Origin of the sequence: Azospirillum sp. A29, from assembly GCF_042604625.1 — a bacterium.
GTDB lineage: Bacteria > Pseudomonadota > Alphaproteobacteria > Azospirillales > Azospirillaceae > Azospirillum > Azospirillum palustre.
This window is the reverse complement of record NZ_CP170466.1, coordinates 1815577-1838105: the sequence shown is the minus strand read 5'-3', so window position 1 is coordinate 1838105 and position 22529 is coordinate 1815577. Positions and strand designations below refer to the sequence as shown.

At 68.4% G+C, this 22529-nt stretch carries 22 protein-coding genes and 1 tRNA gene; 17 read left to right on the top strand and 6 right to left on the bottom strand.

Annotated features, from left to right (window positions below; all coding sequences use genetic code 11):
• The first annotated feature begins 12 nt into the window (after positions 1-12).
• Positions 13-861, top strand: a complete 849-nt coding sequence (locus ABNQ38_RS23685; RefSeq protein ID WP_377808321.1) for a polymer-forming cytoskeletal protein — start codon at positions 13-15, stop codon at positions 859-861.
• A 118-nt stretch (positions 862-979) separates the two neighbouring features.
• On the opposite strand, the gene nth is transcribed toward ABNQ38_RS23685, so the two are convergent.
• Positions 980-1615 carry an endonuclease III gene (nth, locus tag ABNQ38_RS23680; RefSeq protein WP_109491206.1) on the bottom strand — a complete coding sequence of 212 codons (636 nt, stop codon included), beginning with the start codon at positions 1613-1615 and terminating at the stop codon, positions 980-982.
• 333 nt (positions 1616-1948) lie between these two features.
• On the opposite strand from nth, the gene ABNQ38_RS23675 reads away from it, so the two are divergent.
• On the top strand, positions 1949-2425 hold the full coding sequence (locus tag ABNQ38_RS23675; protein ID WP_377808320.1) for a hypothetical protein: 477 nt from the start codon (positions 1949-1951) through the stop codon (positions 2423-2425).
• Positions 2426-2492: 67 nt separating this feature from the next.
• Positions 2493-3083, top strand: a complete 591-nt coding sequence (locus ABNQ38_RS23670; protein WP_377808319.1) for a DUF2244 domain-containing protein — start codon at positions 2493-2495, stop codon at positions 3081-3083.
• 7 nt (positions 3084-3090) lie between these two features.
• On the opposite strand, the gene ABNQ38_RS23665 is transcribed toward ABNQ38_RS23670, so the two are convergent.
• Together ABNQ38_RS23665 and ABNQ38_RS23660 are read right to left on the bottom strand one after the other, a co-directional pair.
• A complete protein-coding gene (locus tag ABNQ38_RS23665; RefSeq protein WP_377808318.1) occupies positions 3091-3567 on the bottom strand; it encodes a low affinity iron permease family protein in 477 nt (158 codons plus the stop codon).
• Between the two features lie 121 nt (positions 3568-3688).
• Positions 3689-6007, bottom strand: coding sequence for a mechanosensitive ion channel domain-containing protein (locus ABNQ38_RS23660; protein WP_377808317.1), 2319 nt, complete (start codon positions 6005-6007; stop codon positions 3689-3691).
• Between the two features lie 271 nt (positions 6008-6278).
• Between ABNQ38_RS23660 and ABNQ38_RS23655 the strand changes: the two genes are divergently transcribed.
• Both ABNQ38_RS23655 and ABNQ38_RS23650 read left to right on the top strand, forming a co-directional pair.
• Positions 6279-7004, top strand: coding sequence for a sulfite oxidase-like oxidoreductase (locus ABNQ38_RS23655; protein WP_377808316.1), 726 nt, complete (start codon positions 6279-6281; stop codon positions 7002-7004).
• A 72-nt stretch (positions 7005-7076) separates the two neighbouring features.
• Positions 7077-7153: transfer RNA gene (locus ABNQ38_RS23650), tRNA-Arg, on the top strand.
• An 18-nt stretch (positions 7154-7171) separates the two neighbouring features.
• Here ABNQ38_RS23650 and ybaK read toward each other — a convergent pair.
• The 3 genes from ybaK to apaG form a co-directional block, all read right to left on the bottom strand.
• A complete protein-coding gene (ybaK, locus tag ABNQ38_RS23645) occupies positions 7172-7654 on the bottom strand; it encodes a Cys-tRNA(Pro) deacylase (RefSeq protein ID WP_377808315.1) in 483 nt (160 codons plus the stop codon).
• 75 nt (positions 7655-7729) lie between these two features.
• Positions 7730-8404, bottom strand: a complete 675-nt coding sequence (gene folE / locus ABNQ38_RS23640) for a GTP cyclohydrolase I FolE (RefSeq protein ID WP_377808314.1) — start codon at positions 8402-8404, stop codon at positions 7730-7732.
• Between the two features lie 435 nt (positions 8405-8839).
• Positions 8840-9232, bottom strand: a complete 393-nt coding sequence (gene apaG, locus ABNQ38_RS23635; RefSeq protein ID WP_098740939.1) for a Co2+/Mg2+ efflux protein ApaG — start codon at positions 9230-9232, stop codon at positions 8840-8842.
• A 413-nt stretch (positions 9233-9645) separates the two neighbouring features.
• On the opposite strand from apaG, the gene ABNQ38_RS23630 reads away from it, so the two are divergent.
• The 12 genes from ABNQ38_RS23630 to ABNQ38_RS23575 all read left to right on the top strand — a co-directional run bounded on the left by ABNQ38_RS23630 (position 9646) and on the right by ABNQ38_RS23575 (position 22524).
• On the top strand, positions 9646-10350 hold the full coding sequence (locus ABNQ38_RS23630; protein WP_377808313.1) for a GNAT family N-acetyltransferase: 705 nt from the start codon (positions 9646-9648) through the stop codon (positions 10348-10350).
• 180 nt (positions 10351-10530) lie between these two features.
• Positions 10531-11940 carry a tRNA (N6-isopentenyl adenosine(37)-C2)-methylthiotransferase MiaB gene (gene miaB / locus ABNQ38_RS23625; protein ID WP_377808312.1) on the top strand — a complete coding sequence of 470 codons (1410 nt, stop codon included), beginning with the start codon at positions 10531-10533 and terminating at the stop codon, positions 11938-11940.
• Entirely contained in the window at positions 11937-13046 is a 1110-nt protein-coding gene (locus ABNQ38_RS23620) for a PhoH family protein (protein ID WP_377808310.1), read from the top strand. Before miaB ends, ABNQ38_RS23620 begins: the two co-directional genes overlap by 4 nt.
• The gene (gene ybeY / locus ABNQ38_RS23615; RefSeq protein WP_377808309.1) at positions 13043-13549 is read left to right on the top strand and encodes an rRNA maturation RNase YbeY; all 507 of its coding nucleotides are present in this window, start codon (positions 13043-13045) and stop codon (positions 13547-13549) included. Before ABNQ38_RS23620 ends, ybeY begins: the two co-directional genes overlap by 4 nt.
• Positions 13546-14502 carry a hemolysin family protein gene (locus tag ABNQ38_RS23610; RefSeq protein WP_376957847.1) on the top strand — a complete coding sequence of 319 codons (957 nt, stop codon included), beginning with the start codon at positions 13546-13548 and terminating at the stop codon, positions 14500-14502. Before ybeY ends, ABNQ38_RS23610 begins: the two co-directional genes overlap by 4 nt.
• A gap of 122 nt (positions 14503-14624) precedes the next feature.
• Positions 14625-16238 (top strand): apolipoprotein N-acyltransferase, encoded by a 1614-nt coding sequence (gene lnt / locus ABNQ38_RS23605; protein ID WP_377808308.1) that lies wholly within the window; start codon positions 14625-14627, stop codon positions 16236-16238.
• A 130-nt stretch (positions 16239-16368) separates the two neighbouring features.
• Positions 16369-16863, top strand: a complete 495-nt coding sequence (locus ABNQ38_RS23600) for a helix-turn-helix domain-containing protein (RefSeq protein WP_377808307.1) — start codon at positions 16369-16371, stop codon at positions 16861-16863.
• A 276-nt stretch (positions 16864-17139) separates the two neighbouring features.
• A complete protein-coding gene (gene metK / locus ABNQ38_RS23595; RefSeq protein ID WP_377808306.1) occupies positions 17140-18321 on the top strand; it encodes a methionine adenosyltransferase in 1182 nt (393 codons plus the stop codon).
• Between the two features lie 135 nt (positions 18322-18456).
• Positions 18457-19194 carry a tRNA (guanine(46)-N(7))-methyltransferase TrmB gene (locus tag ABNQ38_RS23590; RefSeq protein ID WP_377808305.1) on the top strand — a complete coding sequence of 246 codons (738 nt, stop codon included), beginning with the start codon at positions 18457-18459 and terminating at the stop codon, positions 19192-19194.
• A 264-nt stretch (positions 19195-19458) separates the two neighbouring features.
• Positions 19459-19959: a ribosome maturation factor RimP gene (gene rimP, locus ABNQ38_RS23585; protein WP_109052223.1), complete on the top strand. Its 501-nt coding sequence runs from the start codon at positions 19459-19461 to the stop codon at positions 19957-19959.
• A gap of 118 nt (positions 19960-20077) precedes the next feature.
• On the top strand, positions 20078-21649 hold the full coding sequence (gene nusA, locus ABNQ38_RS23580) for a transcription termination factor NusA (protein WP_377808304.1): 1572 nt from the start codon (positions 20078-20080) through the stop codon (positions 21647-21649).
• A gap of 74 nt (positions 21650-21723) precedes the next feature.
• Positions 21724-22524 (top strand): RNA-binding protein, encoded by an 801-nt coding sequence (locus tag ABNQ38_RS23575; RefSeq protein ID WP_377808303.1) that lies wholly within the window; start codon positions 21724-21726, stop codon positions 22522-22524.
• The last annotated feature ends 5 nt before the right edge of the window (positions 22525-22529 follow it).

Genomic DNA, 22529 nt, shown 5'->3' with positions numbered 1-22529 from the left:
GGGGAACCGCTCATGCTGTTCGGACGAAAGACACCGCCCGCCGCTCCCAAGGCCGACAGCCCCGTCCCGCCGCAGCCGGGTGTCCGTCCGTACACCCCGGGCGAGCCCGGCGCCGTCTCGTCGCCGCTCGCCTCGCTGAATAATCCGGCACATGCCCCGGCGTCCGCTCTCGCGGCCGGAGCAGCCGCCCCCAGCATGGCTCACGCCCTGGCCGACACGCAGCACGCCGCCCCGGCCTATCCCGACATGCCTTCCGCCTCGAAGGGACCCGACATGAACAGCATTCCCAAGCCCCCGTCCGCGCCGTCCGTGCCGGGTGCCGGCTTCAAGACCGACGTGCCGCGCCGGGTCGTCGACATGCCCGGCTCCGCCCCGCGCCAGCCGTCGATCCCCATCGCCAACCCGGGCGCCGCCCCCGTCGCCCAGGCCCCGGTCGCCCCGGCCCCCGTCGCGCCGGCCATGCCCGAGCAGCGCCGCCTGACCGTCGGCCGCGACATCTCGCTGACCGGCGAGATCGGCTCCTGCGACGTGCTGGTGGTCGAAGGCACGGTCGAGGCCAAGCTGCGCGAAGGCCGGCTGGTCGAGATCGCCGAGACCGGCCTGTTCAAGGGCTCGGTCGACATCGAGGAGGCCGACATCGCCGGCCGCTTCGAAGGCGACATCGCCGTCCGCGGCCGCCTGACCGTGCGCTCCACCGGCAAGATCACCGGCTCGATCCGCTTCGGCGAACTGGCGGTCGATGCCGGCGGCCAGCTGGTCGGCGACATCCAGATCTACAGCACCGGGTCCAAGCCCGCCGCCGTGGTTCAGCCGGTGGCCCAGCCGGCGATCGAGCAGATCCCGGCGGCCGAGACCGTCTGACCGCTGCCTGCGACCGGCCCCTGCGACCGGTAGAAACCGCAAAACGCCCGGCTGGCTCCCGCCATGCCGGGCGTTTTGCGTTTCCGGTCAGGCGCAATCAGGCCCAATTCCGGCGCAATCACGCGATGATCTTGTCCTTGAAGGCGCAGAGGTCGGCAACCGGGCAGACCGGGCAATCGGGCTTGCGCGCCTTGCAGACGTAGCGGCCGTGCAGGATCAGCCAGTGGTGGGCATGGCGGCGGTACAGCTTCGGCACCGCCTTCAGCAGCTTCGCCTCCACCGCGTCCGGCGTCTTGCCGGGGGCGAGCCCGGTGCGGTTGCCGACGCGGAAGATGTGGGTGTCGACCGCGATGGTCTCCTCGCCGAAAGCGACGTTCAGGACGACGTTGGCGGTCTTGCGGCCGACGCCGGGAAGCTGTTCCAGCGCGTCGCGGTCGCGCGGCACCTCGCCGCCATGGCGCTCGATCAGCAGCTCCGACAGGCGGATGACGTTCTTGGCCTTGGTGTTGAACAGGCCGATGGTTTTGATATAGCCGCGCAGCCCCTCCTCGCCCAGCGCCACCATCTGCTGCGGCGTGGTGACGAGCTGGAACAGCGGTCCGGTCGCCCGGTTCACGCCGACGTCGGTGGCCTGGGCCGACAGCACCACGGCGACCAGCAGCGTGTAAGGATTGACGTATTCCAGCTCGCTCCGGGGTTCCGGATTGGCGGCGGACAGGCGGCGGAAGAATTCCTGGACGGCGGCTGGCTTCATGGCCGCCACCATAGCCGCAACGGCCCCGCCTGCGCCAGAGGCGGAGCGGGCCGCGCAGAAGGACTGTGACGGGGCCATGTGGTGGGGAACGATGACAGCCGCGAAACGATCCAGCGCAGAACGCAGACCAAACTGCGGCCTTGCGTCGCAATTTGCGACAAACACTCGAACAAGTGACGACGAATCAACAGAATTGGACGCAGAATACCGGCTTTCCGGTCCCTTTCACGATGGCGTATGATTTGCTGACTGCCGGGACACCGTTTGAACGCCTGCAAAAGATCCATGGATCATCCTGGTTGTGGCGTTCCGATCGGATAAGGGTATTTTGATATGACCGCGTCTTCTCTTGTGGAACTGAAGGATTGGGGACTGCATGTCCGGTTGCAGGGCGCCCTGTCGCTGGAGCAGCGCGACAGTGTCGCCCGGCAGGTGGAGATGCTGTGCGCCACCCTGGGCGCCCGCGGCACGTCCTGGAGCAGCCTTGTCGAGTTCGACCGCTTCGAGGCCGAGGGGTTCCGGCCGGAAATCCTCGTCGCCCTGATGAAGCTGGCCCGGCGCTGCGGACAGCTGCGCTGCGGCGTGGTGATGACCGACTGGCACTGGGCCTCGGCGATGGCGGAGGTGATGATCGCCGCCGGCATCGACGATCAGGCACGGATCTTCGTCCTGGCCAAGGGTCTGACCGTCGAGGGCAGCCTGGCCGGAGAGATCGAGGGCCGGCCGGCCGCGGACTATCCTGGCATGGACAGCGCCATGGCCTGGGTGCTGAACGGCGGCGTGGTGGCGATGGTGTCGAAGGCGGCATAACGAGGGCGGCATAACCCCGCTTTCCTCGCGGTTTTCTGCCGGGCGGCGCTGGGGTAGGATGGCCGCCATGCCAATCGACATCAGCGGCCCGCAACCCGGTGGCCGGCAGCCCGGCGACGGTCCCTCCCCTGCGGAAAGCGGCGGCGGCAGCGGGTCGGTGCGCGTGCTGTTCGACGCCATCCTCCACCCGCACCGCAGCCTGGGCCGCAGCGGCTTCCGGGTCCTGATGGCGGTGGTGGTGGCGATGAACCTGATCGTCGCCGGCATCTTCGTCGCCCATGGCGCCTGGCCGGTCGTGCCCTTCTGCGGGCTGGACGTGCTGGCGCTGTGGCTGGCCTTTCGGGTCAGCTACCGCTCCGCCCGCCAGTATGAGCGGGTGCGGCTGACCGAGACCGCGCTGACGGTGCAACGGGTGCATTGGAAGGCGCCGGAGCGGCGCTGGTCCTTCCATCCCTACTGGCTGCGGATCACCCACACCGAGCCGGCCGACCATGAGCGCCGCGGCGCCGCCGGGCAGGTCACGCTGAGTTCCCATGGCCAGTCCGTGGGGGTCGGGTCCTTCCTTTCGCCGGACGAACGGTCCAGCTTCGCCCGCGCGCTGGGCGATGCGCTGCGCGCCTGGCGCCGTCCCCCATGCCCACCGGCGCCCGCCGGATAAGTCCTGCCTAACGCTTGTCCGCCGGGTCGGGCAGGCCGCGTTCGTCCAGTTCCTCGTCGACCTCGCGCTCCACTTCGCGTTCGACAGCGCGCTCCACCTTCTCGTCGATGCGGTGGTCCAGGCACTCGGCGGTCTTGGCGAGCTTTTCGAAGCTGCGCTTCACCTTCGCCAGCTCGGTTTCCGACATCTCCTCCAGGTCGATCATGCCGTTGCGGGCGGAGTGGGTGGCACGGATCAGCTCGTCCAGCTTCAGGTGGATGGCCTGGGTGTCACGGTTCTGGGCGTTCTGGATGATGAACACCATCAGGAAGGTGACGATGGTGGTGCCGGTGTTGATCACCAGCTGCCAAGTGTCGGAAAAATGGAACAGCGGCCCGGTCAGCCCCCAGACCAGCACGACGGCGAAGGCGGTGACGAAGGCGCCCGGACGGCCGGACTGGCGCTCCATCCAGCGGGCGAAACGGGAAAAGGCATCGCTGACCATTTTTGCGGCTGGCTCCCGCTGATCGGACGTACAGGACGTACATAAGGAAAACGCCCGGCAAAGCCGGGCGTTCCCTGTCCGTAAAGTCGGAGCCTATGCTTACGGGCAGTACCCCCGACGGTCAGGAGCCCTGGCTGAGCGCTTCCGCCAGCGCGCGGTCCTGCGGGTTCTGGCCGACGACCAGCTGCATCGACTGGGTCGGCATGGAGATGCCCAGCTCGTCGAACTTCTTCTTCAGCAGGCGGTTGAACTCGCGGGTGACGCCCCACTGGCGGGTCGGGCGGGTCTTGAACTGGGCCAGGATGTTGATGCCGGTGTCGGACAGCTTGTCGACGCCCAGCACCTCCAGCGGGTTCAGGATGTCGGCGGCGAACTGCGGCTGGGCCTGCACCTCAGCCCCCGTCTCCTTCAGCGCGGCGATGATGCGGTCGGGGTCCTCGCGGTTGGACACCGTGATGTTGAACAGGGTGACCGAGAAGTCCTTGCTCATGTTCTTCACGGTGGTGACGGCGCTGAAGGGCACGGAATGGACGGCACCGGCCCCGTCGCGCAGGCGGATGGAGCGGATGGAGATCGCCTCCACCGTGCCGGAATGGCCGCCGCCGACATCCACCACGTCACCGACCGACACCGTGTCCTCGAACAGGATGAACAGGCCGGTGATGATGTCCTTGACCAGCGTCTGCGATCCGAAACCGATGGCCAGACCGACGACGCCGGCACCGGCCAGCAGCGGCGCGATGTTGACCCCCAGCTCCGACAGGGTGATCAGCGACACCATCGTCACCAGCAGGATCAGGAAGGCGTTGCGCAGCAGCGGCAGCAGCGTGCGCATACGGGCGCTGCGTTCGATGCGGGTGCCGTTGCGGTCGGTGGTGCGCAGGAAATGCTCGATCAGCGCGCTCACCACCTCCCAGGCGACGATGGCGCCGGCCAGCAGCAGGCCGATGGAGATGGCGCTGCCGACGATGCGGCGGCCGGCGTTCGTTTCGACCATCCCCAACGTGTCGATGCCCCAGCCGTTCAGCGCCACCCCCAGCGCCACCAGCCAGATGATGGCCTTGCCGATGCGCTGGACGATGGGGAGATAGTGGAAGGCACGGGTGTGGAGCTGCGGCAGGTTGCCGGCCAGCTCGCGGTTCATGGTCAGGCCGCGGCGCAGTGTCCGGTTCAGCCCGGTCACCAGCAGCCGGGCCACCACCACCGCCACCATGGTCACCGCGGTGCCGCGGGCCAGGAATTCGAAGCCGCCATAGACGTTCAGCACCCAGACGCCCAGCGTCACCACGACATAGAGGATGGCCAGCACGTGCCAGATCTCGGCGAAGCGGCGGCGCGCGGTGCGCAGGACCGCCCCCTGCCCTTCCGCCTCGCGCCGGGCGGTCGCCAGCGGGTCGCCGTCGCCCGACAGCGGATTGCCGCGCATCCAGTCGGCGACGCCGGCGCGGTTCTGCAGGATCAGCGCGATCAGCATGGCGGCGATGACCACGCCCAGCAGCTTCAGCAGCGCGCCGTAGGCGCCCAGCGGCAGGCCCAGCACATACGCGCCCTCCGCCAGGAAATAGCCGTAGACCGCCACCGCGATCAGCCGGCGCGACCAGATGTAGCAGCGCTTCGCCCCGGCCTCGCTGGTCTGGACCAGCCGCAGGTTGGGCGCGTCGGGCGCGAACAGCATCCGCACTAGGATCAGCAGCGCCTGGGTGATGACGGTGGCGTTCACCACCGCCAGCGCCACCAGCCGCACGCGCGGCGCCGGTTCGGTCACCGACAGGATGGTGTAGGCGACGACGATGAAGCCGAGGATCGGCGCCAGCTCCAGCACCGCCCGGCCGAGCAGCATCGGGATGCGCAGCAGGGTGGAGCCGACATGGCGGGCCGCCATGGCATGCCGCGGCCGGCTGAGCAGCCAGGCGATGCCGCGCGCGGCCACCGCGCCGATGCCGAGGATCATCGCCAGCTGGATGGCGATCTGTACCCAGCGTTCGCGGGCGGTGTCGTCCTGCGCCTGCCGCTGGACCCAGGACAGCGCCCCCGGCAGGTCGGAGAAGACGTTGGCGACCTGCACCAGCTGGCGGCTGACCACGTCCATCCGCGCCGCCAGGAAGGCCAGCGCGCGGGCGCCGAGGGTCTGCGGCAGCGCCGACTCGCCTTCCGCCTCCTTGGCCTGGGCGAGGCCGCGCTGGGCGGTGATCAGGTTGCGCAGCTGGGTGACCAGCTGGGTGCGCGCATCCTGGTTCTCCAGCGTGCCGACCAGCGCCTCCAGCTGCTGCACGGTCGCCTCGTCCACCACCACCGGCGCGGCGGCGGCGGGAGCGGCGGCACCGGCGGCGGGTGCCGGGGCAGCGGCGGCAGGTGCCGGCGAAGCTGCCAGCGCGGCGGGTCCCGGCCCGGCGAGCAGAACCGCAAGGAGCAGGACGGCGAGGCCGCCGGACAGGAACAAACGCCAAGCGCGTGCCCTAGCGCATGCGAGGGGGTTTGCGGTGGGCGCTGCGGACCGGATCATCGGCAAATCACTCGGGTGGTCTCGAAAATGTCGGCGAAAGGGGTCGGCGGAGAACAGCCGGCCGGCACCCTGGCGTGGAACTGTGGCTCCACTAAGCCGGGTTCCGGGAAGTTAGTTCTCCCGCTTCCGCTTGCCAACCCGGCTGTCTGTTCCTTTTTTAAGCGGGACCCATGCCGGCGGAGCCGGAAGCGCTGAGTAAGGATGAGCCATGAGCGACACACCTCCCAAACCGGATCCCAAGCCGGACGGGCGTACCGGACTGGAACCGGACCGGCAGATCGGACAGGACGGCGCCGTCCGCGACAAGCTGGTCGCCACCAAGGAGCAATGGGCGCGCGACGGCCGCGCGCTGACGGGACATGCCGCCGACCCAGGGCGCGACCGGCTGCCGCCCGGCCAGCGTCTGGTGACCGACTGGCCGGTGCTGGACCTCGGCATCACGCCGAAAGTGACGACGGCCAACTGGACGCTCGCGGTGGACGGGCTGGTGGAGACCCCGCTGTCGTGGAACTGGGGGGATTTCCAGGCCCAGCCGCAGGAGAGCTTCGTCTCCGACATCCACTGCGTCACCACCTGGTCGCGCTACGACAACCGCTGGGAGGGCGTCAGCGCCCGCCGCCTGCTGGAGCTGGCCCGGCCGAAGCCGGAGGCGCGCTTCGTCGTCTTCCATTCCTTCGACGGCTACACCACCAACGTCGCCCTGTCGGACTTCGACGACGACGGCGTGCTGCTCGCCACGAGCTGGGAAGGCCAGCCGATCAGCCGCGAGCATGGCGGTCCGGTGCGGATCATCCTGCCCAAGCTGTATCTGTGGAAAAGCGCCAAGTGGGTGAAGCGGATCGAGCTTCTGGCCAGCGACCGCAAGGGCTATTGGGAGGTCCGCGGCTACAACAACCACGCCGACCCGTGGCTGGAGGAGCGCTATTCGGACTGATACGGCGGCGCCGCACTTTCACCAAAAGCCGCTTTCCCCTTGCCGGCGAAACCGTTAAGGTGCGGCGCAAGTGGCCCCGTAGCTCATCAGGATAGAGCGCGAGTTTCCTAAACTTGAGGCAGCAGGTTCGAGTCCTGCCGGGGTCACCACCACCGCAAAATGATGACTCAGTGCGCGACGATGGCGCAGACCGCCGCCTTCGTCGCCTTGGCCAGATCGGCGGGCGCCAGCACGATCTGCAGGCCGCGCCGGCCGCCATTCACCACCATTTCCGGCAACGCTTCGGCGCTCGCGTCGATGAAGGTCGGCAGCGCCTTCTTCTGACCGAGCGGGCTGATGCCGCCGACGAGGAAGCCGGTGGTCTTTTCCGCCAGCGCCGGGTCGGCCAGATCGGCCTTCTTCGCCTTGGCCGCCGCGGCGATGGCCTTCAAATCCAGCTTGGCCGCGACCGGGATGACGGCGCAGGCCAGCGCCTTGGGCTCCAGCTGGACGATCAGGGTCTTGTAGACGATGGCCGGGTCGAGGCCGAGCGATTCGGCCGCGTGCAGGCCGATGGCGCCGGCCGACGGGTCGTATTCGTATTCCATCAGCCGGAAGGCGACGCCCGCCGCCTTCGCCGCATTGACCGCCGGGGTCACCTTCGCCGCCATGCTCCACACCGCGTCACTGGGAAATAGCGGCGGGAGCTTGGCAGGCAGCGGTTTGAGTGTAAAGCCCTGCGGACCTCACTCCATCCCGCGCGACGACGGGTTGCCGATCATCGTCAGGAATTCGCGGCGGGTCGACGGGTCGGTGCGGAAGGCGCCCAGCATGCGGCTGGTCACCATGGTCACGCCGGTCTTGTGGATGCCGCGGGTCGTCATGCACTGGTGCTGCGCCTCGACCACCACGGCGACACCCTCGGGCTGGAGGACCTCGTCGATGGTGTTGGCGATCTGCGCCGTCATCTTCTCCTGGATTTGCAGGCGCTTGCCATAGGCCTCGACCAGCCGCGCCAGCTTGGAGATGCCGACGACGCGGCGGCGCGGCAGGTAGGCGACATGGGCCTTGCCGATGATCGGTACCATGTGGTGCTCGCAATAGGACTCGACCCGGATGTCGCGCAGCACGACCATCTCGTCGTAGCCGTCGGTCTCCTCGAAGGTGCGCGACAGGATCTCGACCGGGTCGATGCCGTAGCCGGCGAAGAATTCCTCATAGGAGCGGACGACGCGGTCCGGCGTGCCGACCAGCCCTTCACGCGCCGGGTCGTCGCCGGCCCAGCGGATCAGGGTGCGCACGGCCTCCTCCGCCTCGGCGCGGGACGGGCGGGCAAGGGCGTCCGGCCGGGACAGGCCGGGGCCGCGGAGCACGTTGTCGGCCGCCGGAGGCTTGGCGTGCGGGGTCTTGGTAGCCGTCACGGGAACATCCTTTCCATAACTGATAACACGCCTTGCGTGGACCATCGGCCGTGAGCCGACGGCTGTCGCGCAACACGCCCGCCGTATCTGGCCATCGTGTCCGGCGTCGCTCGGGTTTGCCGTCAGTACGGAGCCGATGCCTCGGCGGATCAACGGAACGGCCCGCAAGACGAAAAGGAGATATCTAGAACGGAGTGGCGGCGCCCGCCTTCCCGTTTCCGCCCGGTTTCTGTCGCCGGACGCCATTCGGAAGATCCTAGATGGGATCCGGCCTATGACCTTCAAGCGATGGACAAAGTACGGGCAGCCATGCGGCTTGTCAAAGCCGCGTGTTGAATTCTTCCAATAACCACACACATTCTATTGTATTATTCGCCTGCGTCTGGATCTTTGGGGTCCGTTTTTTGAGCCCGCTTTTTGCAGCCGGTTCACGGATCAGTTCAGCTGCATCGGCTGGTGCGGGCTGTCCAGCGAGAAGGCCGGGATCGTCACGTCGAAGGCGCGGCCGTCCTCGCCCTCCATCCCGTAGGTTCCGGCCATGATGCCGGACGGCGTGCCGAGCGGGGTGCCGCTGGTGTATTCGAAATGGTCGCCCGGCTCCAGCACCGGCTGTTCGCCGACGACGCCGGGGCCCCGCACCTCCTGCACGCGGCCCATGGCGTCGGTGATGCGCCAGTGGCGGGTGCGCAGTTGCACCGTCTCCTCGCCCTCATTCTCGATGCGGACATGATAGGCCCAGACGAAGCGTCCCTCCGCCGGGGACGACTGGTCCTCCAGGAACACGGGCTGGACGGTGACGCGGATGTCGTGGGTGACGGCGGTGTACATGGTCGAGGATCCTGGCGGGCGTCCGGGGCGCCGGGCGGCTGTCGGTCACACAATAAAGTCCCCTTTCCGCACTGTCCAGACGCGGTCCGGACAATCCTTGGACATGCCCGCATTCAGATGGATACAGTCATGCATCGCATTGGGGTCTCCACGGTCTTGCGACGGGGGGGCGACGATGATATATGCGCAAGTCCCAGCAACGGCCGAAGAGCCTTGTCCATGTCTCGTTCGCACGCCCTTCGCATCCGACGACGGAGCCTCGCACCGCGCATTGCGGTTGCGGCCGTCCTTGGGTCGCGTGCGAACGCCAAAGGCACATCGGGGACCTGACACCCCCGGCCTTCCGGCGGCGGCGCGATCCGCCCTTCAGAAGCCTTCTGAGAAGACCTTCTTCCCGCCGGGAGCCCCACCTGATGATCATCACCGTCGAAGAGCCGAAGCACGCCGCCGCCATCGAAGCCCTGCTGGACGCCTCCTTCGGTCCGGACCGCTTCAACAAGACCGCCTACCGGCTGCGCGACGGCGTCGACTCCATCCCCGCCCTGAACCTCGTCGCCATCGAGCATGACGAGCATGGCCGCGAGGTGGTGGTGGGCACCATCCGCTACTGGCCGATCCTGGTCGGCGGCGCCACCCCGTCCATCCTGCTCGGCCCCATCGCGGTCGCCGCCCACCTCCAGGGCAGCGGGCTGGGCAGCAAGATGATCCGGATGAGCCTGAACAAGGCGGTGGCGCTGGGCCACAAGTCGGTGATCCTGGTCGGCGACGCCCCCTATTACGAGCGGTTCGGCTTCACCCGCGCCCTGACGCTGGGCATGGAGATGCCGGGTCCGGTCGACATGAGCCGGCTCCTGGGACTGGAACTGGTCGAAGGCTCGCTGGCCGGCGCCGCCGGCATGATCGGCAAGCCCGAGCAGGCCGACGCGCAGGATGTCGCCATCGGCGCCACGCCGGTCCTCGGCCCGGTGCTGGCAACCTCCATCGACCTGCCGGCGGGAGACACCCCCGTCCCTTTCAGCGCCCTGTTCAGCCGGACGGCGGCGGAGCGACTTTGGACTGACCGGGTGCGCCGGACCGACTGGTTCTGGCGCGACGGCCTCCAGGCCGGGGCGGCGTGACGGTTCCGGATCGCGGAAAGCAAAGGCTTGCAAACATGGGTGGGGCGAAGCGGGATTGACTCGATTCGCCCCGCACGCGATACCATCTTGTCAGGAGCGACGCCGGACCGACGGCGTGCCGCGCGCCACGCAGACCCGTGAGCGCGCTATTCGTTTTTGTTCCAAGCGGAAGGGTGCGGGTTGACCAAGAAGCTGTTCATCAAGACCTGGGGCTGCCAGATGAACGTGTACGACTCCACCCGCATGGTGGACGTCCTGGCACCGCTGGGCTACCGACCGGTCGATGAGCCGGACGGCGCCGACATGGTGATCCTGAACACCTGCCACATCCGCGAGAAGGCCGCCGAGAAGGTCTTCTCCGAGCTGGGCCGGCTGCGCCAGATGAAGGACCGCAAGGCGGAGGCCGAGGACGGCCGGATGATCCTGGCGGTCGCCGGCTGCGTCGCCCAGGCCGAGGGCGAGGAGATCGTCGCCCGCGCCCCCTTCGTCGACATGGTCTTCGGCCCGCAGACCTACCACACCCTGCCGGAGATGGTGGCGAAGGCCAGCCGTGCCGCTGGCAGCGTGCTGAACACCGATTTTCCGGCCGAATCCAAGTTCGACCTGCTGCCGGAGGAATCCGGCGCCCAGGGCGTCGCCGCCTTCCTGGCGGTGCAGGAGGGCTGCGACAAGTTCTGCACCTTCTGCGTGGTGCCCTACACCCGCGGCGCCGAATTCTCCCGCCCCGCCGGGCAGATCCTGGCCGAGGCGAAGCGGCTGGTCGCCGGCGGCACGCGCGAGATCACCCTGCTGGGCCAGAACGTCAACGCCTGGCACGGCGACGGGCCGGACGGCGCGACCTGGGGGCTCGGCCGGCTGATCCGCGAGCTGGCGGAGATCGACGGGCTGGCGCGCATCCGTTACACCACCTCGCACCCGCGCGACATGGCCGACGACCTGATCCGCGCCCATGCCGAGGTGCCGCAGCTGATGCCCTACCTGCATCTGCCGGTGCAGGCGGGGTCGGACCGCGTCCTGGCGGCGATGAACCGCAAGCACAGCGCCGACGACTACCGCCGGTTGGTCGACCGGCTGCGCGACGCCAAGCCCGATCTGGCGATGTCCGGCGACTTCATCGTCGGCTTCCCCGGCGAGACCGACGCCGATTTCGCCCAGACGCTGAAGCTGGTCACCGAGATTGGCTACGCCCAGGCCTACTCCTTCAAATACAGCGTGCGTCCCGGCACCCCGGCCTCGGCCGAGGGCGCCCAACTGCCGGAAGAGGTGAAGGAGGCGCGGCTGGAAGCGCTGCGCCAGCTGCTGGACGCCCAGCAGGTCGCCTTCAACCACGGCTTCGTCGGCCGCAGCGTGCCGGTCCTGTTCGACCGCGTCGGCCGCCGCGACGGCCAGCTGCTGGGCCGCAGCCCGTGGATGCAGTCGGTCCATGCCGAGGCGGACGAACGGCTGCTCGGCCGCATCGTCGAGGTGCGGGTCGACGCCGCGCGGGCCAACAGCCTCGCCGGCACCGTGGTGACCACCGAAACAACGACCGGCGAATACGTCACCGCCTCTCCCTTCCAGCCTGCCGTAACCTTGGAGGCCAGCGCTTGAACGGTCTGCCCGAACGGCGCATCGACGTTCAATTCGATGACAACCGTCTTCTGCCGATGCTGTACGGGGAGCATGACCGCCACCTCGCCCGCATCGAATCGCTTCTCGGCGTGTCGCTGATCTCCCGCGGCAACACCCTGACCATCTCCGGCCCGTCCGAGGCCGCCGAGACGGCGCGGACGGCGCTGAACGGCCTGTATGGCCGGCTGACCCGCGGCCAGACCATCGACGGCGGCGAGGTCGACGGCGCCGTCCGCATGGCGACCGCCGAGGCCGGTTTCGCCGGCGTCACTACTGGCGAGGAGCCGCGCGCCCCCGGCCCGCAGGCGACGATCACCCGTGCCGAGATCGCGCTGCGCACCCGCCGCCGCGGCCCGATCACGCCCCGCACCCCGACCCAGGCCGCCTATCTCCAGGCCCTGGCGGAGAGCGAGCTGGTCTTCGGGCTCGGCCCGGCCGGCACCGGCAAGACCTATCTGGCGGTGGCGCAGGCGGTGGCGCTGCTGACCACCGGTCAGGTCGACCGCATCGTGCTGTCGCGCCCGGCGGTCGAGGCCGGCGAGCGGCTGGGCTTCCTGCCCGGCGACCTGAAGGAAAAGGTCGATCCTTACCTGCGCCCGCTCTACGACGCGCTGCACGACATGCTGCCGGCCGAGCAGGTCAAGAAGCGGCTGGAATCCGGCGAGATCGAGATCGCGCCGCTGGCCTTCATGCGCGGCCGGACGCTGGGCAACGCCTTCGTCATCCTGGACGAGGCGCAGAACACCACGCCGATGCAGATGAAGATGTTCCTGACCCGACTGGGCGAGGGCGGGCGGATGGTGGTGACCGGCGACATCTCGCAGATCGATTTGCCGACCGGCACCCGGTCGGGCCTGCGCGACGCGCTGGACATCCTGGGCGGGGTGGAGGGCGTGCGCTTCGTCCGCTTCACCGACGCCGACGTGGTCCGCCACCCGATGGTGGCCCGCATCATCCGCGCCTACGATCACGCCGATGCCCGCGAGGCGGAGCGCAGGCAGGCCCGCCGCACCAACGCCGCGCCGGCCGGTTCCGCATCCGAAACGACCAGCAGAGATGCTGGGATCGTTGGAGAACCGGAATGACCACTGCGGTCGATATCGCTGTTTCACGTGAAGCCGGCGACTGGGCCGAGGATGCCGAGTGGCTGGCCGAGCGCGCGGCGCTCGCGGCGCTTGGCGCTGCCTATGACGACGAGGAAGGGCCGGCCGAGCTGTCGGTCGTGCTGGCCGACGACGAGCTGGTCCACCGGCTGAACCGCGAGTATCGCGGCAAGGACAAGCCAACCAACGTCCTGTCCTTCGCCCTGACCGAGGCGGAGGAGCCCGACGCGCAGGAGGGCGTGCCGGTGATGCTGGGCGACGTCATCCTCGCCTATGAAACGGTTGCACGCGAAGCCGCCGAACAGCGGAAAAGCTTGCAGGACCACATGACTCACCTTGTGATGCATGGTGTTCTGCATCTGCTGGGGTATGATCACGAGACGGACGACGAGGCCGAGGAGATGGAGGCGCTGGAAACCCGGTTGCTCGCCACGCTCGGGATCGCCGATCCTTACGCCGCCAACCACCAACCGCCGGACCGATGAGCGATATATCCGACAGTCGCACGCCCCGTGATGACAACGGGGCCGAAGACCATTCCCTGGGCCACCTGTTCAAGGGGTGGCTCCGCACCGTCTGGGGCGGCCGCGAGGACACATCCCTGCGCGGCACCATCGAAGAGCTGATCTCCGGCCTGGACGATGCGGCCAGCGAGGACGGCGAGGATTCGCTGGGCACCGGCGAGCGGGCGCTGCTGACCAACATCCTGAAGCTGCGCGACCGCACCGTCGCCGACGTCATGGTGCCGCGCGCCGACATCATCGCCGTCGACATCGACACCCCCTTCCCAGCATTGGTCCAGCGCGTCGCCGAGGAAGGTCATTCCCGCCTGCCGGTGTTCCGCGAGACCCTGGACGACGTGGTCGGCATCATCCACATCAAGGATGTGATGACCCTGATGGCCAAACAGGCCATCTCCGCCGAGGGCCTGCGCCAGAAGCCGGACCTGAGCGGCATCATCCGCGAGGCGAAGATCGTCGCCCCCTCCATGCATGTGCTCGACCTGCTGGTGCAGATGCGCCAGACCCGCCAGCACATGGCCCTGGTGGTGGACGAGTTCGGCGGCATCGACGGCCTCGTCACCATCGAGGATCTGGTCGAGGAGATCGTCGGCGAAATCGAGGACGAGCATGACGAGGCCGCGGCCCCGCGGCTGGTCGAACGTCCCGACGGCAGCCTGATCGCCGACGCCCGCCTGCCCATCGAGGATTTCGAGGTCCGGGTCGGCCCGGTGCTGACCGAGGAGGAGCGCGAGGACATCGACACGCTCGGCGGTCTGGTCGTCTCCATCGCCGGCCGCGTGCCGGGGCTGGGCGAGCGGCTGGTCCATCCGTCGGGCCTGGAGTTCGAGATCGTCGACGCCGATTCCCGCCGCCTGAAGCGCCTGCGCGTCCACAATGTCCCGGCCAACAGCGTGGAGCTGGCGGAGACCGCCTGAAGACTGGGTGGGGCCGGCCTCCCCACCCCCACAACACAGCCCCGCCCACAAGAACCTTGGCACCCCTGCCCGGCCGCATTACCTATGGCGCCGCCCGCCTTGCCGCTGCCGGAGTTTTGCCTTTGACCGCCACCGACACCCTGCCCGTCCCGGCCAAGCTGGGCCGCGTTTCCGCGCGGCTGGCCGCCCTGACCGGCTGGCGCCGGCTGGCCGCCGCGATGCTGCTGGGCGGGTTCGCCACGCTGGCGCTGCCGCCGGCCGACCTGATGCCGGTCGTGCTGGTGGCCTTTCCCGGCCTGATCTGGCTGCTGGACGGGGCGGAGACCAAAAAGGGCGCCTTCGCCGTCGGCTGGTTCTTCGGTTTCGGCCACCACCTGCTCGGGCTCTACTGGATCAGCGCCGCGCTGTTCACCGACATCGAACGCTTCTGGTGGGCGCTGCCGCTGTCGGCGGTCGGCCTGCCGGTGGTGCTGGCGATGTTCAGCGGCGGCGCCACCCTGACCTTCCAGCTGCTGCGCCGGCGCGGCTTCGGTGCCGGGCTCGGGCGCCCGCTGCTGTTCGCCGCCTGCTGGTGCCTGTGGGAATGGCTGCGCGGCCATGTCTTCACCGGCTTTCCCTGGAACCTGATCGGCTATGGCTGGGTCGGGGTGCTGCCGGTCCTGCAGGCCGCCTCGCTGGTCGGCATCTATGGCCTGACACTGGTGACGGTGCTGGTGGCGTCGCTGCCGGCCGCCCTGCCCGACCGCGACACCACGCCCGGCCGGGCCGGCGCCGCCGTCGCCGCCGGTCTGGCGCTGCTGGCGGTCCTCGGCGGCTGGGGCGCATGGCGGCTGGCCGGCGCGGTCGACGAGCCGGTGCCGGGGGTGCGGCTGCGGCTGGTCCAGGCGGCAATCGACCAGCGGCTGAAATGGGCGCCCGGCGAACGGGCGCAGAATTTCCAGAGCCATCTCGCCTTGTCCGCCGCGCCTCCCGCCGATCCCTCCACCCCCCCGCCCAACGTCATCATCTGGCCGGAAACCGCCGTGCCCTTCTTCATCGAGGACGATGCGCGGGTGCGGCAGGCCCTGGCCTCGGTCACGCCGTCCGGCGGGCTGCTGATCACCGGAGCCCCGCGCACGACGGTGGATGCCGACGGCGAGCGCCGTTATTTCAACGGCATGGTGGCGGTGGACGGCAGCGGTGCCGCGGTCGCCGACTACGACAAGTTCCATCTCGTCCCCTTCGGCGAATATATGCCGCTGCGGCAATGGCTGCCGGTCGGCGCCATCGCCGGCAACGGGGCGGAGTTCTCCGCCGGTCCCGGCCCGCGCACCCTGCATCTGGGCGACCGCGTGGCGGGCCTGCCGCCTTTCAGCCCGCTGATCTGCTACGAGAGCATCTTTCCCGGCGCGGTGGTCGATACCGCCGACCGGCCGCAATGGCTGCTGAACCTGACCAATGACGCCTGGTACGGCCGCACCGCCGGTCCGCACCAGCATTTCGCCATCAATCAGGTGCGTGCCGTCGAGGAGGGGCTGCCCCTCGTGCGAGTGGCGAATACGGGAATATCCGGGGTGGTGGATTCCTACGGTCGTGTGCGACAATTGCTCGGTCTGGGTGAGCGAGGCTTCATCGATACTACGTTACCGAAAGCTCCCTCTGGCGTTACAGCCTATGCCCGCATGGGTGACTGGATTTTCGGCATAGTGCTTCTGGGCTGTTTCATGGTGGCCCTGGCCTCGCGATATCACCGGTGACGCTGCAATACGGGCATTCAGCCCGCCACAGGCAGAACAATTTCGTGTAACCGGCATGACCGGAGCGGGCTTGACTGCATACGTGGATATGTCGTAACTAGGTTGCACAACCGTTACAGGGATAAACGAGATGCAGACTGAAACTGGAGCGCCGCGCGGGCGCCGTGCGGGTGCGGGCCGTCCGAAGACCGGAAAGCCGAATCCCATCGACGTCCATGTCGGATCCCGCGTCCGTCTCCGCCGCACCCTTCTCGGCATGAGCCAGGAAAAGTTGGGCGAGGCCATCGGTCTGACCTTCCAGCAGGTGCAGAAGTACGAGCGTGGCGCCAACCGCATCGGCGCATCGCGTCTGTTCGATCTCAGCCGCGTGCTGGATGTGCCGGTTTCCTTCTTCTTCGACGACATGCCGGTCGAAGCGGCCTCGGCCCGCGTCGACGACGACGACGAGGCGGGTGGCTCGGAAGAGCGGTCGGCCAGCACCTACGAGCCCGATCCGATGGCCAAGCGCGAGACGCTGGAACTGGTCCGCGCCTATTACAAGATCAGCGATCCGTCGGTGCGCAAGCGCCTGTTCGAGCTGACCAAGGCGGTGGCCAGCGCCGCCGTGGCGGAAGCCGCGGAGTGATTTGCGGCAATACCTTACTGCGGCAATTCGGAGCGTTGAGCTTCCGGCAGTAACTCCTGCCGGTTGTCTGCGGCCTGTGATACCCACCGAACGGGGAAGATGCGGCGCGACCGTATCCACCCCCTTCGTGTGGTGCCTGCGATGATAGGACCAAGGCCTTACCGCCGGTAGGCTTCTTGACCCCGGCCTGAAACCTTGTCAAAACCGGATTTGGATCGGTGTCTGCGGCCGCTGTACCGGTCTGCCGTCTCGGCTTATGAAATAGCGTGCCGCCGAATGCCGAGGTTTCCCGTGGCAAAGTTGAACTACGTCTTCACCAGCGAGTCCGTGTCGGAGGGTCATCCCGACAAGGTCTGCGACCGCATTTCCGACGCCATCGTCGATCTCTACCTCTCGCACGACCCGCAGGCCCGCGTGGCCGTGGAGACGCTGGCGACCACCAACCAGGTGGTGCTGGCCGGCGAGGTTCGCGGCCCCGCCAGCATCGAGGCCGACCAGCTGGTCGCAGCCGCCCGTGCCGCGGTGAAGGACATCGGCTACGAGCAGGACGGCTTCCACTGGGAGAAGATGGACGTCAAGTGCTTCGTCCATTCCCAGTCCGCCGACATCGCGGTCGGCGTCGACGCCGCGGGCAACAAGGACGAGGGTGCCGGCGACCAGGGCATCATGTTCGGCTATGCCTGCCGCGAGACCCCGGCCCTGATGCCGGCGCCGATCTACTACAGCCACGCCATCCTGAAGTCGCTGGCCGAGGCGCGCCATTCCGGCGCCGCCCCGCAGCTGGGCCCGGACGCCAAGAGCCAGGTCACCCTGCAGTACATCGACGGCCGCCCGACCCGCGCCACCGCCATCGTGCTGTCGACCCAGCATGCCGAGGGGCTGGACCAGGACGCGGTGCGCGAGATCGTCCTGCCGCACATCGTCAACTGCCTGCCGGAAGGCTGGATGTGCGAGGCGAAGAACCTGTACGTCAACCCGACCGGCCGCTTCGTCATCGGCGGCCCGGACGGTGACGCCGGCCTGACCGGCCGCAAGATCATCGTCGACACCTACGGCGGTGCCGCCCCGCACGGCGGCGGCGCCTTCTCCGGCAAGGACCCGACCAAGGTCGACCGTTCTGCCGCCTACGCCGCCCGCTACCTCGCCAAGAACGTCGTCGCGGCGGAGCTGGCGGACAAGTGCACGATCCAAGTCTCCTACGCCATCGGCGTGTCGAAGCCGCTGTCGGTCTATGTCGACACCCACGGCACCGGCAACGTCGACGAGGACCGGCTGTCCGACATCCTCCAGCAGCTGGTCGACCTGTCGCCGCGCGGCATCCGCACGCATCTGGGCCTGAACAAGCCGATCTACGCCCGCACCGCCGCCTACGGCCATTTCGGCCGCGAGCCCGAGGTGGACGGCGGCTTCTCGTGGGAGAAGACCGATCTGGTCGAGGCCCTGCGCGGCGCCTTCTGACCGCCCCGACCGGCGGATCACCAGATCGGAAAAAGGCGGCGGAGGCTGGAAACGGCCTCCGCCGCCCTTTTTTGTAAGCCCTTTTCCTGCCGATGCCGCTCTTCGAACCGCATCGGCCGCCATGACCGACAGCCCATGACCGACAGCAAAACCGACCGACCGACCGACGACGCTCCGCAGACCGAAACCGGAAACCGGCTGTTCGGCCGGCGCAAGGGCCGTCCCCTGCGCAAGCGCCGGACCAGCCTGATCGAGGATCTGCTGCCGCGGCTCCAGATCCCGACGCCGACATCCGGCGGCAGCCTGGACCCCGCCGGCCTGTTCGACACGCCGAAACGCGAGGTCTGGCTGGAGGTCGGCTTCGGCATGGGACATCACCTCGCCTGGCAGGCCAGGCACAACCCGGATGTCGGCATCGTCGGCGCCGAGCCCTTCCTCAACGGCATCGCCGGCCTCCTGGGGATGATCGACGACGACGATCTCAGCAACGTGCGAATCCATCCCGACGATGCGCGGCCGCTGCTGGACGCCCTGCCCGACGCCTCGGTCGGCCGCGCCTTCGTGCTGTTCGCCGACCCCTGGCCGAAGAAGCGCCATGCCGACCGCCGCTTCATCGGGCCGGAGAACCTGCCGCGGCTGGCCCGCGTGCTGAAGGACGGCGCCGAGCTGCGTCTGGCCAGCGACGACATGGGTCTGGTGCGCTGGATGCTCGAACATACCGTCAAGCATCCCGACTTCGAATGGACGGCACGCCGCCCGTCCGACTGGCGCATCCGCCCCGACGACTGGCCGGCGACGCGCTATGAGGAGAAGGCGATTGTTGCCGGGCGCAAGCCGGTCTTCCTGCGCTTCGTCCGCCGCCCGCGGGGATGACGCATACCCGTTCCGCTTGAGATTCCGGGCCGCAACGACGATCGATCCCGAAAAGGCTTGCGGCCTCGGCCGGAATGACTATATTCAGCCTCTGAGAACCCATACGGATCGGCGGCCCGGGCAACCGGGCCGGCGAGACGCTTTGCGGGTGGGCTTTTGCCCACTTATTTTTTTATGAGCGTGTGGCAGCACGCGCTTGTTAAACCTTCTGTTGTGGAAACCTCGTCCGGTTCGATCCCGGCCGCAGGCTTTGGGTTAGGTGGAATGGACGCTACAGGTCGCATCGAACAGATCATCACGCCGTCGGTCGAAGCCATGGGCTATGAGGTCGTGCGCGTTCAGATCTCCGGCGGCCAGCGGGCAATTCTCCAGATCATGGCGGAGCGCGCCGACGGCGCGCCCATGACTGTCGAGGACTGCGCCGACATCAGCCGCTCCGTTTCGGCCCTGCTGGACGTGGAAGACCCGATCCGCGAGGCCTACACGCTGGAAGTCAGCTCGCCCGGCATCGACCGGCCGCTGACCCGGCTCAAGGATTTCGAGCGCTTCGCCGGCTTCGAAGCCCGGCTGGAAAGCCGCATGGCCATCGACGGCCGCAAGCGTTTCAAGGGCATGCTGAAGGGCGTCGAGGACGGCCTCGTGTGCGTCGACACCGAACAGGGACCCGCCCGGCTGGAGTTCGACAACATCCTGCGCGCCAAGCTGGTGCTGACGGACGAGCTGATCCGCGCCAGCCAGGAACAGCAGGAGGGCCTGGAGCACTGACGGCCCGGTCCGCCAGGACGATAGCCGCCAGGACCCCCGCCCCAGGTTGCCCCCGCCGACCCGACCGGACATCACGCAAGACCGGCACCACACAAGACCGATTCAGGAAGTGTAACGGATGGAACTGCTGCAAGTCGCTGACGCGGTCGCCCGCGAAAAGAACATCGACCGGGACGAAGTCCTGGAGGCGATGGAGCAGGCGATTCAGAAGGCCGGCCGCTCCAAGTACGGCCATGAGCACGACATCCGCGCCCGCATCGACCGCAAGACCGGCGACATCCATCTGACCCGCCACCTCGAAGTGGTCGAGACAGTGGAGAACGAGGCGACGCAGGTCACCCTGCCCTACGCCCAGAAGCGCAAGGCCGGCGCCAAGCTCGGCGATTTCCTGGTCGACCCGCTGCCGCCGATCGATTTCGGCCGCATCGCCGCCCAGACCGCCAAGCAGGTGATCGTGCAGAAGGTGCGCGACGCCGAGCGCAAGCGCCAGTTCAACGAGTACAAGGACCGCAACGGCGAGATCGTCAACGGTCTGGTCAAGCGCGTCGAATACGGCAACGTCACCGTCGACCTGGGCCGCGCCGAAGCGATCCTGCGCCGCGACGAGCTGCTGCCGCGCGAGCATTTCAAGAACGGCGACCGCGTGCGCGCCTACATCTTCGACGTCCGCGAGGAACCGCGCGGGCCGCAGATCTTCCTGTCGCGCACGCATCCGATGTTCATGGCGAAGCTGTTCGCCCAGGAAGTGCCGGAAATCTACGACGGCATCATCGAGATCAAGGCGGTCGCCCGTGACCCGGGTTCGCGCGCCAAGATCGCGGTGCTGAGCCACGACAGCTCCATCGACCCGGTCGGCGCCTGCGTCGGCATGCGCGGCAGCCGCGTCCAGGCGGTCGTCGGCGAGCTGCAGGGCGAGAAGATCGACATCATCCCGTGGAACGGCGAGGCGCCGACCTTCGTCGTCAACGCGCTCGCCCCGGCCGAGGTCGCCAAGGTCGTGCTCGACGACGACAACCACCGCATCGAGGTGGTGGTGCCCGACGACCAGCTGTCGCTGGCCATCGGCCGCCGCGGCCAGAACGTGCGCCTCGCCTCGATGCTGACCGGCTGGGACATCGACATCCTGACCGAACAGGAAGAGTCGGAGCGCCGGTCGGAGGAAATCCACAACCGTTCCGCCCTGTTCATGCAGGCGCTGGACGTCGACGACGTGATCGCCCACCTGCTGGTCGCCGAAGGCTTCACCTCGGTCGAGGAGATCGCCTATGTCGAGACCGAGGAGCTGGCCGAGATCGAAGGGTTCGACGAGTCGGTCGCCGACGAGCTGAAGCAGCGCGCCCTGGCCTTCCTGGAAGTCCGGGACGAGCAGGCCAACGAGCGCCGGCTGGAGCTGGGCGTCGAGGACATCATCGCCGAGCTGACCGGCTTCAGCGCCACGCAGCTGGTGAAGCTGGGCGAGAACGGCGTCAAGACGCTGGACGATCTGGCCGATCTGGCCGGCGACGAGCTGGTCGAGATCCTGGGCAAGGATGGCGTTAAGGACGCCCCTTCGGAAGAGGAGGCGAACGCGATCATCATGGCCGCGCGCGCCCACTGGTTCGAGGGTGAGGGCGAGGACGGCGCCGCTGCGGCTCCCGCCGCCGACGGCGCTGCCGGGGGTTCGGCCGACGGCCAGGGCGCGCAGGCCTGACCGGCAGCAATGCCGGTTGGAACTGCGCCCGAGAGGAACCATTATTCGGGACCGCGCGAGCAGATGACGATCGGATGACCGAACGGAACGACGAACGGACACCGACCGCCACCGCGGATGCGGTGCCGGAACAGGATTTGGCACAGGACGAAGGTGCCGGTACGGACCGCCTGCCGGCCGACGACGAGAAGGGGCCTCTGCGCCGCTGCATCGCGTCGGGCACGGTGGGACCGAAGGAGAGCATGATCCGCTTCGTGATCGGCCCCGACGGCGAGGTGGTTCCGGACCTGGAGGAACGTCTGCCCGGCCGCGGCCTTTGGGTCACGGCCGACCGGGATGCCCTGGCGAAAGCCACGGGTAAATCCGTTTTCGCCAAAGCGGCCCGCCGGGCGGTGAAAGTACCGCCCGATCTGGCCGAGAGGCTGGAACGGCTGCTGGAGCGGCGTTGTCTGCACGCGTTGGGCCTTGCCCGCCGTGCCGGCCACGTTCTGGCGGGATACGAGAAGGTGCGCGAGGCGTTGAGGGCCAACCAGGTCGGCCGTGCGGGTCCCCCGCCGGCCCTGCTGGTCGAAGCTGCGGACGGCTCGCTGGACCAGCGCGGCAAGGTGACGGCGCTCGCGCCGTCGCTGCCGGTGATCGACCTCTTCCAGTCCCCGGCCTTGGCCGCGGCGCTGGGACGCGATCACGCGGTGCACGCCGTGGTGGCGCGGGGCAGGCTGGCCGCAGGGTTGGCCCGCGATGCGGCACGCCTGAGGGGGCTGAAAGGTCCCCAGGGGCAGCTGGGCTCGACAGGTCCCGAAGGGGACCGGGACGCGCACCGGGAATCTGATAAGGGCTTGGGAGTCGGCGATACGGCCGGCCGGCCTGCGATGTAACGTCT

Excerpts from the sequence above, each read along its gene's own strand:
- ABNQ38_RS23685 (WP_377808321.1), top strand. The coding sequence starts at position 13 with ATGCTGTTCGGACGAAAGACACCGCCCGCCGCTCCCAAGGCCGACAGC.
- nth (WP_109491206.1), bottom strand. The coding sequence starts at position 1,615 with ATGAAGCCAGCCGCCGTCCAGGAATTCTTCCGCCGCCTGTCCGCCGCC.
- ABNQ38_RS23675 (WP_377808320.1), top strand. The coding sequence starts at position 1,949 with ATGACCGCGTCTTCTCTTGTGGAACTGAAGGATTGGGGACTGCATGTC.
- ABNQ38_RS23670 (WP_377808319.1), top strand. The coding sequence starts at position 2,493 with ATGCCAATCGACATCAGCGGCCCGCAACCCGGTGGCCGGCAGCCCGGC.
- ABNQ38_RS23665 (WP_377808318.1), bottom strand. The coding sequence starts at position 3,567 with ATGGTCAGCGATGCCTTTTCCCGTTTCGCCCGCTGGATGGAGCGCCAG.
- ABNQ38_RS23655 (WP_377808316.1), top strand. The coding sequence starts at position 6,279 with ATGAGCGACACACCTCCCAAACCGGATCCCAAGCCGGACGGGCGTACC.
- ybaK (WP_377808315.1), bottom strand. The coding sequence starts at position 7,654 with ATGGCGGCGAAGGTGACCCCGGCGGTCAATGCGGCGAAGGCGGCGGGC.
- apaG (WP_098740939.1), bottom strand. The coding sequence starts at position 9,232 with ATGTACACCGCCGTCACCCACGACATCCGCGTCACCGTCCAGCCCGTG.
- ABNQ38_RS23630 (WP_377808313.1), top strand. The coding sequence starts at position 9,646 with ATGATCATCACCGTCGAAGAGCCGAAGCACGCCGCCGCCATCGAAGCC.
- ybeY (WP_377808309.1), top strand. The coding sequence starts at position 13,043 with ATGACCACTGCGGTCGATATCGCTGTTTCACGTGAAGCCGGCGACTGG.
- ABNQ38_RS23610 (WP_376957847.1), top strand. The coding sequence starts at position 13,546 with ATGAGCGATATATCCGACAGTCGCACGCCCCGTGATGACAACGGGGCC.
- ABNQ38_RS23600 (WP_377808307.1), top strand. The coding sequence starts at position 16,369 with ATGCAGACTGAAACTGGAGCGCCGCGCGGGCGCCGTGCGGGTGCGGGC.
- metK (WP_377808306.1), top strand. The coding sequence starts at position 17,140 with ATGCCGAGGTTTCCCGTGGCAAAGTTGAACTACGTCTTCACCAGCGAG.
- ABNQ38_RS23590 (WP_377808305.1), top strand. The coding sequence starts at position 18,457 with ATGACCGACAGCAAAACCGACCGACCGACCGACGACGCTCCGCAGACC.
- rimP (WP_109052223.1), top strand. The coding sequence starts at position 19,459 with ATGGACGCTACAGGTCGCATCGAACAGATCATCACGCCGTCGGTCGAA.
- nusA (WP_377808304.1), top strand. The coding sequence starts at position 20,078 with ATGGAACTGCTGCAAGTCGCTGACGCGGTCGCCCGCGAAAAGAACATC.
- ABNQ38_RS23575 (WP_377808303.1), top strand. The coding sequence starts at position 21,724 with ATGACCGAACGGAACGACGAACGGACACCGACCGCCACCGCGGATGCG.